Below are 9,136 nucleotides of genomic sequence, written 5' to 3' on the forward strand. Positions count from 1 at the left end.
CAGACATCCTGATCCATACCTGACACATAAACAGCAACCTCAGGGTACTGCCAAGAAAAAAGCGAAAGATTATTGACACAACCTTGCCCGCTTCCTTGGTGGTGAAAAAGGGGTCAAAAAGATTCTGCATGGTTTGTTCATCCATTCCTTCTCCGGAGTCTGTTACCTGCAACAGGACATAGTCACCACAGAATGGTTCGCCGCAGGCGGCACAGTACGCATGGGCAACGTGATAATTCTTTACCTCGATATGAATTTCACCGCCATTGGGCATGGCGTCGGCGGCATTTAAGCATAGGTTCAGGAGTATCTGATTCATTTGATTCCCGTCACCTCTGACCGTTTTTACTTCATCGGCAAGCTCCGCATGAAGACTGACCATTCTGGGAATGACTCTTTCAACCATAGTTACCGCTTGCTTAACCTCTTGGCTGAGGTTAAGTGTTGCCATTTTTGGTTCCGTCTGCCGGCTGAAGGTGAGCAACTGCTTCACCAGCTTCCGTACCCGGTCGGCAGCCACCAGAACCTGCTTGTGTTCTCTGAGACTCGGCTTGCCATGTTCAGCTTTCTGTTGGCCCAGCTCAGAAAAGCCGATAATAGCGGTGAGAATATTATTGAAATCATGGGCAATGCCGCCTGCCAGCGTACCTACCACCTCCATTTTCTCGGCTTGGTGCAGCCTTTTTTTCAGCCGTTTGGCATCGGTCAGATCCGTTATGTTCACCACTATTTCGCTTACCTGCTCGGAGGCAGAATCCTTGATGGTTGCCGCGCTGACCAGCACTTCCAGCAGATTTCCCTGTTTGGTGTATCGCCTGGTTTCAAAACCGAGCGACTGACCGTGGTTGAGCAAATCTTCAATCTTGGCTTTGGTTATCTGCTGCTGATCATCAGGGACGAAGGGGATCGTTCGTCCTTTGAGCTCGTAGAGCTGCCACCCGAAAACCCTGCTGAAAGCAGGATTCAGATAGGTCGGGATGCCCTCATGATCATAGACGACCATGGGATCAGGGTTGGCCTCCAGAATGGCCCGCAGACGGCGTTCACTCTGTTTGAGTGCCAGTTCAGCCTGTTTCTGTTCACTGATATCGGTGGCCGTCACAATTGCCAATCGATCACCTTTGTCATCACTGGGCAGCGGCACATACCTGAACCGGCAGTCGAAAATCGTACCGTCCTTCCGTTGCCAGCTGTTTTCAATGGGGCTGCCCATGCCTGATTGGGTGGTCTGCTGTATCGAACGGCCGGCGGCGCGCAGCTGTTGCTTGTCGGGGTAGAGGACCGCCACATTTTTGCCTTCCAACTCCCCCTCTCCATAGCCCAGCATGCGGGCCATTGCCCGGTTATGCCATCCAAGTTCCCGCTGGTTGCGGATCAGGTCGATTCCGACTGGCGATGCACCCAGGATGGTGCGCAGCAGGTTTTCGGAGCTGGATAGAGCAGCGGTTCGCACGCCAACCAGATGGCGGAGCCGGATATTCCAGACCCAAAAACCAAACAGTATCAGCAAAAACAGGGCTGCAACCGCCACAATATGGGGCAGGTAGCGTCGCCACTGCATGCTCTGAGCAGCATGCAGTCCCAACCATTTTTGCGTGATGTTGTTGAGGATGCCCTGTTCCTTGGCGTGGGCGATTCCCTTGTTGAGGATGCCCAACAGTATCAGGTTGCCATCCTTGATACCCATGCAGTTTTGCCCGACATACAGGGGTTCTCCCACCTTTTTGATTCTTTCGGTAAGCTGATTGGTATAGATATGATACCAGACAATCTGCTCATCACCGACGAGGGCATCCGCCTGGCCGGCAGTCACCAAGTGGGTGGCTTCAGCGAAATTCTTGGTGTATATATAGCGGCATTCAATACCTTGATGTTCGAGAAATTCCTGGGCATAATCCCCGGCCTGCATGGCGATGGTCTTACCCTGTAGGTGCTCTAGAGAGCGAATATCCGTTCGTTCGGCAACCACGAAGATGGAGGCCGGGATTTCAAACATGACCGTGGTAAAATCGAAAATGCGGTCTCGCTGTTCGCTGTAGAAAAAGCTGGTGAGGACATCAGCATTGCCAGAGAGAATATTCTCCTGGGCCGTTTTGAAGTCAGCATCCAGAAATCTGGCCTTGAAGCCGAATTCAGCGGCCATCCAGTGCACCAGTTCAATGCACATGCCGGTTATCTTGCCGCCTTCAGCGATAAATTCAAAAGGCGGGTAGGTGGATTGGCTGATGAAAGTAATGGTTCCTGCATCATTCAGATAGTGCCGTTCGGCTGGGGTCAGCTCAATGGCAACAGCTTTACTGCCATAACCAAGCAGAATGCCGGCAGTCAGTAACGTCAGCAGATAGTTTCTGATGGCATGGTTGGCGAAGATCCTTCTCATTGTAGCTCCTGAGGAGTAGCTGTTCTTGCCTTGGATTGAAGGGTTCACACCCTCATTAGTATTTGGTGTCAGACATATAAACTCGCGTTGCGGTGGCATCGGTACTAACTCATAGTTGGACCACAAACTTAGGGTGAATGTCCCCCTCTTGTTACCTTTCGCTGTTACGGGTGCATACTTTAGCCTAAAATGGATACAATCATGCCTGAAACTCTGATTTTATAGGATAAAACAAGGAACATGGCCGCCGCTGCGATGGTTTTTTTGGGGGGAGCTGCTAGGACAGTAAAAAAAATGCTTGTTCAGTATCCTGGTATGTGCCGTAGCTGGTGACAGGTAATGCCGAATATGGTGTTTCTTTTCAAGTATTTAACGATTTATCCGAGATTTGTTAAAAGCGAATCAATGAGGGTGGGGCCCATGGTTCATGTCCACCTGACGTTGGCTGATGAACGAGGGCGGGGGGCCTATGCTATCTGATTGAAGGGACGGTCATCTTTGCCGCTGAGGTTCTGGATGGCGCTTCTTTGCAGGGTTGTCTGGATCGGGGCCGATTTGCCCCTATGGGGGAGGGCTATGACAGTGTGATTAGTTCCGGTGGTGGGGAAACGGCATAATCAAGAGGTGGGTTGCTGCAGCAACCCACCTCTTGATTATGCCGGCATGTAGTTTGCCGATTAGTTTGTTACTGAATGTTTACAGTGATGCCGTTGGGTGGCTGTGGTGCTGAAGTGTCAATGCGAACATTCGCTTCGTTGGAATAGCCGCTTTCGTTGCCGCTGCTGTCCACTGCTGAGACCACATAGTAGAACGTGCTTTCGATTTCTCCATTGACCGTGTCAATATACGAGGGGTTGGTGATCAGCGATGGGTTCAGCTTGGTGAATCCACTGCCGCTGCTCGTGCTGCGATAGATATTGTAGCCTGCCAGGTCGCTTTCGCTATTGGCTGTCCAGTTGGCGGTGACGGTCAGTGCATGGGCGCTGAATGCCATCCCCACAACAAGTAAGATCGTTGCAATGATGATAGTTTTTCTCATGATGTTTTCCTCCTGGTGAGCTTGATTAATTTTTTTTGTTTTTGATCCATCAGCTGTGTTTTCATGCCCTTTGTCAGTAAACTTTGCATAGAGCGTGCCAACCATGAAACTTTTGCTAGAAATAATGCTTTAGCTATTTAATGGTTTTTGTAACTATATAATAATATTATTTTTTCTCATATGTATGAAATAGGTGTAAAAATAGGTTGGCAGCCGGTTTCTGCTGCTATTGCTGGTTTCTATCAGCCGGCTGGCAGTGGGTGCCGGCCACTGTTGGCTCTTTTGCTCCGGGCATCCTGTTTGCCCTCGTTTTGTCAGTGGCGACGATGAAACATTTGCAGTTTTGATTACAAAAAAGTGATTTTCTGATACCGGTTTGGCTATCAGAAATACTGTCTTTGCCAAGGGCAATTTTTTATTGACATTCCTGTGGTAATCCTATAAAAGAGGCGCTCGGTAATTGGTTAGCGATTACCATTTATTCCACTGTCTGTTGTACCGTGCGTCCCCATCGTCTAGCCTGGCCCAGGACACCGGCCTTTCACGCCGGCGACAGGGGTTCAAATCCCCTTGGGGACGCCATTTTTTCCTCCCTTTATTTCCATCTCCGTCTGGCCTTCACCTTTTCATTACCGATTGACGTGCCCGTGCTGCAGAGTTTTCTGGCCGCCTCCCTATTTTCATGTTAAGGATGTGGAAATTCTGCCGAAAAGTTCTCAACATGTAGATAAAAGAGGCCGGTTGGAAACATCTCGGCCGCTTGCAGGGGGTGTGGTCAATGAAGATTCTGGTTACTGGTGCTGCCGGATTTATTGGTTTTCATTACAGTAAACGGTTATTGGATGCCGGCTACCGGGTTGTTGGTCTGGACAACCTCAATCCCTACTATGATGTGCAGCTGAAGCACGACCGGCTGGCCATTCTGCAGGGGTATGATGCTTTTACGTTCGTCAATCTTGATCTGGCCGATCAGGATGGCATGGCAGCATTGTTTGCCGAGCAAAATTTTTCCCATGTGGTGAACCTGGCGGCCCAAGCGGGGGTCCGCTACAGTCTGGAAAATCCCCGTTCCTATGTTGACAGCAATCTGGTGGGCTTTCTCAATATTCTTGAAGGTTGCCGTCACCACCATATCAGGCATCTTATCTATGCCTCCTCCAGTTCCGTCTATGGGCTCAATACCCTGATGCCCTTCTCCGTTCATCATAATGTCGATCATCCCGTCAGCCTCTATGCCGCCAGCAAGAAGGCCAACGAGCTGATGGCCCATACTTATAGCCATCTCTACGGGTTGTCGACCACCGGCCTGCGCTTTTTCACCGTTTATGGTCCCTGGGGGCGACCGGACATGGCATTGTTCCTTTTTACCCGGGCTATTCTGGCCGACGAGCCGATCAAGGTATTTAATCATGGCAGGATGCGGCGTGATTTTACCTATGTTGATGATATTGTCGAGGGAATGTTCCGGTTGCTGGACCACCTGCCGGCGCCCAATCCTGAATGGGATGGGAGACAGCCTGATGCCGGCAGCAGCCCGGCGCCGTATCGGTTGTATAATATTGGCAATAATAATCCCGTTGAGTTGATGACCTTTATTGAAACCATTGAATCCGCCCTGGGAAAAACGGCTGAAAAGCAGCTGCTGCCCCTGCAGCCCGGCGATGTGCCGGCCACCTATGCTGATGTCGATGATCTCCAGCAGGCAGTGGGTTTTCGCCCGAGCACGCCGCTGACGGAGGGGGTGGAAAAATTTATTGTCTGGTATCGCAGCTATTATCATTAATTATCAGTCAGTCAGGAATATTGCTACGTTGAAGACGAATCGGAGGAGGTGTGTCGATGAGTGATTTTGGTGAACAGTTGGTCTCTGTCTGTCCGGCGGGGGAGGCTTTCCCTTTGCCGGGAGATGATGCCTATGCCGGCGAGTTGCGGCGATTGCAGGATCTGGTGGCTCATCATCGCCAGTTGGGGCGTGAGATTGTCGTGGTCATGGGGGTTGGTTTTGTCGGTGCAGTGATGGCCGGCGTGGTGGCTGATTCGGTTGACAAAAAAACCGGAGAGCCAAACAAGTTTGTCATCGGCATGCAACGGCCGTCCACGAGATCCTACTGGAAAATTTCCTATCTCAACCGCGGGGTGGCGCCGGTTGAGGCTGAAGATCCCGAGGTGGTGCCCCTGATCAGCCGCTGTGTGCTGGAAAAAAAGACGCTTACTGCCACCTTCACCTATGATGCCTTATCCCTGGCCGATGTGGTGGTGGTGGATGTCCAGTGCGATTACCTGAAGGAGTGTCTCGGCGACGTCCGTCAGGGTCGGGCTGATATCGCCGCCCTGGAAGCCAGTCTGAAGATTATCGGCGAGAAAATTACCCCTGAATGTCTGGTGCTCATTGAAACCACCGTGCCGCCGGGGACCACCGAATACGTTGCCTATCCAATTATCAAGAAGGCCTTTGAACAGCGGGGGATCAGTGATGAGCCGCTGCTGTCCCATTCCTATGAGCGGGTGATGCCGGGGCGTGATTACGTTGCCTCGATCCGGGATTTCTGGCGGGTCTGCAGCGGCATCAATGAAACGGCCCGCCAGCGGGTAACCGCTTTTCTTTCGGAGGTCCTCAACGTCGAGAAATTTCCCCTCACCGTCCTCGACCGGCCGTTGGAAAGCGAAACCTGCAAGATAGTCGAAAACTCCTACCGGGCGACAATCCTGGCTTTCCTTCATGAATGGAGCACCTTTTCTGAATTGAACGGCGTTGATCTGGCCAAAGTCATTGAGGCGATCAAGGTGCGCCCCACCCATTCCAACATGATTTTTCCGGGTCCGGGGATTGGCGGCTACTGTCTGCCGAAGGATGGCGGTCTGGGGGTCTGGTCTTACCATACCCTGATGGGTTTTGAAGATGATATCTTCAAAATTACGCCCGAGGCGATCAATATCAATGATACCCGGGCGCTGCGGGCCGCCCAGTTGACCCGAGATGCGTTGCGCAATATGGGCAAAATTGTTGCGGCCTCCAAGATCATTGTGCTTGGTGCTTCCTATCGGGAGGATGTGGGGGATACCCGCTACAGCGGTTCGGAGATTCTGGTGCGCAAACTGGCTGAGATGGGTGCCGAAGTGGCAGTCCATGATCCTTACGTCAAGCATTGGTGGGAGTTGGAAAAACAGGAAAGTTATCCAGCTCCGGGACTTTCCATGAGTCGTTTTTTCCGCAACCAGGATCAGTTGAACGACCTGCGGGTGGAAAAAGAGCTGGCAGCCGCCCTGCAAGGTGCCGATGCGGTGATTTTTGCTGTCCGGCACGGGGAGTACCTGCAGCTGAATCCGGAGACGGTGGTGAAACTTGCCGGTCGGCCGGTGGCGGTTATTGACTGCTTTACCATGCTTGATGATCCGAGTATCAGACGTTATTTTGAACTGGGTTGCGAGGTGAAAGGCCTGGGCCGCGGCCATGTGAAGCGGATCAAGGATGAGGTCCGAAAAAAAGGATAGCTTGGCACGTTGCATGATCCGGGCATAAAAAAACAAGGGCTGTTTTCACAGCCCTTGTTTTTTTGCTCTTTACCAACCGACATCTGCCGCCGGTCGCAAAGCATTTATTTGCCGGTAAATTGTGCCGGGCGCTTATCGATGAAGGCGTTGAGTCCTTCAGTGGCATCATTGCTGGCAAATGCCTCTTTGAAGGCATCACATTCAATGCGTAAGCCGTCTTTCATCTCCCGGTTGAAGCCCTGGTAGATGGCTTTCTTGGCGCAGCCGATGCCGATGACTGCCTTGGCGGCCAGTTCTTTGGCAAAAGCCATGGTCGTTGCCAGCAGTTCATCGCCGGGCAGGAGCATCTCCACCAGGCCCAGCTGGAGGGCTTCATCGGGACTGATCTGTTTGGCATTGGCAATGTAGAAGAGCGCTTTTTTCGGGCCTAGCAGGCGGGAAAGCCGCTGGGTACCTCCGGCGCCCGGGAGAATTCCCAGAGTGGTTTCCGGCAGACCGATGGCCGGGGTCCGCTCCTTGTCCTTAATGGTTACGGTTTTGGCCATGAAACGGAAATCGCAGGCGAGGGCCAGTTCCAAACCGCCGCCCAGAGCATAGCCGCCGACGGCGGCGATGGAAATTTTTGGCATATCCTCAAGCTGCTGGTTAACCTCCTGGAGTCGGGCGGCGATGTCCCATGCCTGGTCGGGGTTCATTTCAGCAAACATCTTGATGTCAGCACCGGCGACGAAAAAACCGGGAATTTTGCTGGCAATGACCAGGACTTTTGCCGCGTCATTGCCGGCCAGTTCGGTGAAAGCTTTTGACAGTTCTTCCACCAGGTCACGATTGAGTGAGTTTGCCGGTGGCCGGTTCAGCCAGATGGTGCCAACCCCATCGGCAACCTCAAGTGTCAAGAATTCATAGCTCATGGTTTCCTCCTTTATCATTGTGTTTTAAAATTTCAGCAAGATGAAAATGTCGTTATTGCCGGACGGGAACTCTTTTTTATCTTGCTTGAAGCTAGTACCATAGATTATGATGTCTGGCAAGTGGGTTAAGGGGAGCCCGTTTTGGATTTTTCCTCTGGTTGGGGAGTAAAGAGGTATTTTATTTCAACAGTCATGGGGTCATTAGTGTGGTGAAACAATGATCATGAACGTCGGGGAAAAGCGTGGTCAGCAAGGATAAGGAATCAGTGCGCGCGATTAGTCCTGCTTTTGTTGATACGCACCTCCATTTGAGCCTCGGGGGAGATGCCCGTGAGAATGCCAGGCGGCACTATGCTGCCGGCATCGGCCTGGTCAGGGATGCCGGTGACCGGGATGGCTGTCTCCACGGAGATGATTTTTCTCCCTTGACGGTGGTGCGTACCGGGCCGGCGCTCTTCAAGGCCGGCTGTTATGGTTCTTTCATCGGTGACTGCAGCAGTATGAGTCTCAGTGAAAAAATTGTCCGGACGCCTGGTAGGTTTGTCAAAGTTCTGTTGACCGGTCTGGTTTCCTTTGATGACTACGGGGCGGTGGGTAAAACCCAGTGGACGGCGGATGAACTGCGGGAAATTGTCCAAACAGCCAGCCGCTGGGGCAAGAAGGTCATGGTCCATGTCAATTCGGATGCCGCTTGCCGGCAAGCGGTCCAGGCCGGCGTGCACAGCCTGGAGCATGGCTATTTTATCGGTAAAGAGACCCTGATGATGATGGCTGATCAGGGGATCTACTGGACGCCGACGATCGCCGCCATGGCCAACCAGCTGCAGGATCCTGCTGGACGTTTTACGGCCCACCAGCGGCAGATTATTGAAAAAAACTACCGCCGGCAGCTGGAGATGATCGGCGTTGCCCATGAAGTGGGTACGCCGTTGACCATCGGTACCGATTCCGGTTCCTACAATATGACTCATGGTGAGGCTTTTTTCCAGGAGCTGGAGTTGTATCGTCGGGCGGGAATTGCCCAGGAGGACCTGCTGCGGATCGCAACGGTGGCTGGTTGGGAGATGCTGGATGTGGCCGTCAACCGCTGGCTGGAGATCGATCTGGAGCTTTTCCCATCGGCTGCCTGCGTCCTGCCTGTGGCAGGTGACGCCATTGATGCTGCCGTGCCATAAAATTATTTGACACAATGACTGGTTCATTGTAGTTGTCTATGTTTTTATTAAGATCTTGACAGTCTAAAGTTTTTAGAGGGTTAAGCCGCTATTTTCACTAAATCAGGCTTGATTTTACTGCGTTTGTTACGAATTATTC

6 protein-coding genes and 1 tRNA gene are annotated in these 9,136 nt (G+C 52.0%); 4 read left to right on the forward strand and 3 right to left on the reverse strand.

The window, feature by feature from the left end; all coding sequences use genetic code 11:
• Together JXO50_12065 and JXO50_12070 are read right to left on the reverse strand one after the other, a co-directional pair.
• A partial coding sequence (locus tag JXO50_12065; GenBank protein ID MBN2333826.1) for a transporter substrate-binding domain-containing protein occupies positions 1–2,380 on the reverse strand: 2,380 nt, incomplete at its 3' end.
• Positions 2,381–3,065: 685 nt separating this feature from the next.
• Positions 3,066–3,419, reverse strand: coding sequence for a hypothetical protein (locus JXO50_12070; GenBank protein ID MBN2333827.1), 354 nt, complete (start codon positions 3,417–3,419; stop codon positions 3,066–3,068).
• Between the two features lie 504 nt (positions 3,420–3,923).
• Between JXO50_12070 and JXO50_12075 the strand changes: the two genes are divergently transcribed.
• The 3 genes from JXO50_12075 (at position 3,924) to JXO50_12085 (ending at position 6,911) form a co-directional block, all read left to right on the forward strand.
• Positions 3,924–4,001: transfer RNA gene (locus JXO50_12075), tRNA-Glu, on the forward strand.
• A 196-nt stretch (positions 4,002–4,197) separates the two neighbouring features.
• Positions 4,198–5,202, forward strand: coding sequence for an NAD-dependent epimerase (locus JXO50_12080; protein ID MBN2333828.1), 1,005 nt, complete (start codon positions 4,198–4,200; stop codon positions 5,200–5,202).
• A 56-nt stretch (positions 5,203–5,258) separates the two neighbouring features.
• The gene (locus tag JXO50_12085) at positions 5,259–6,911 is read left to right on the forward strand and encodes a GDP-mannose dehydrogenase (GenBank protein ID MBN2333829.1); all 1,653 of its coding nucleotides are present in this window, start codon (positions 5,259–5,261) and stop codon (positions 6,909–6,911) included.
• Positions 6,912–7,015: 104 nt separating this feature from the next.
• Here JXO50_12085 and JXO50_12090 read toward each other — a convergent pair whose 3' ends face one another.
• Positions 7,016–7,822: an enoyl-CoA hydratase/isomerase family protein gene (locus JXO50_12090; GenBank protein MBN2333830.1), complete on the reverse strand. Its 807-nt coding sequence runs from the start codon at positions 7,820–7,822 to the stop codon at positions 7,016–7,018.
• Between the two features lie 266 nt (positions 7,823–8,088).
• On the opposite strand from JXO50_12090, the gene JXO50_12095 reads away from it, so the two are divergent.
• Positions 8,089–8,997, forward strand: coding sequence for an amidohydrolase family protein (locus JXO50_12095; protein ID MBN2333831.1), 909 nt, complete (start codon positions 8,089–8,091; stop codon positions 8,995–8,997).
• Positions 8,998–9,136: the final 139 nt, after the last annotated feature.

The organism is Candidatus Anaeroferrophillus wilburensis (assembly GCA_016934315.1).
Classification (GTDB): domain Bacteria; phylum Desulfobacterota; class Anaeroferrophillalia; order Anaeroferrophillales; family Anaeroferrophillaceae; genus Anaeroferrophillus; species Anaeroferrophillus wilburensis.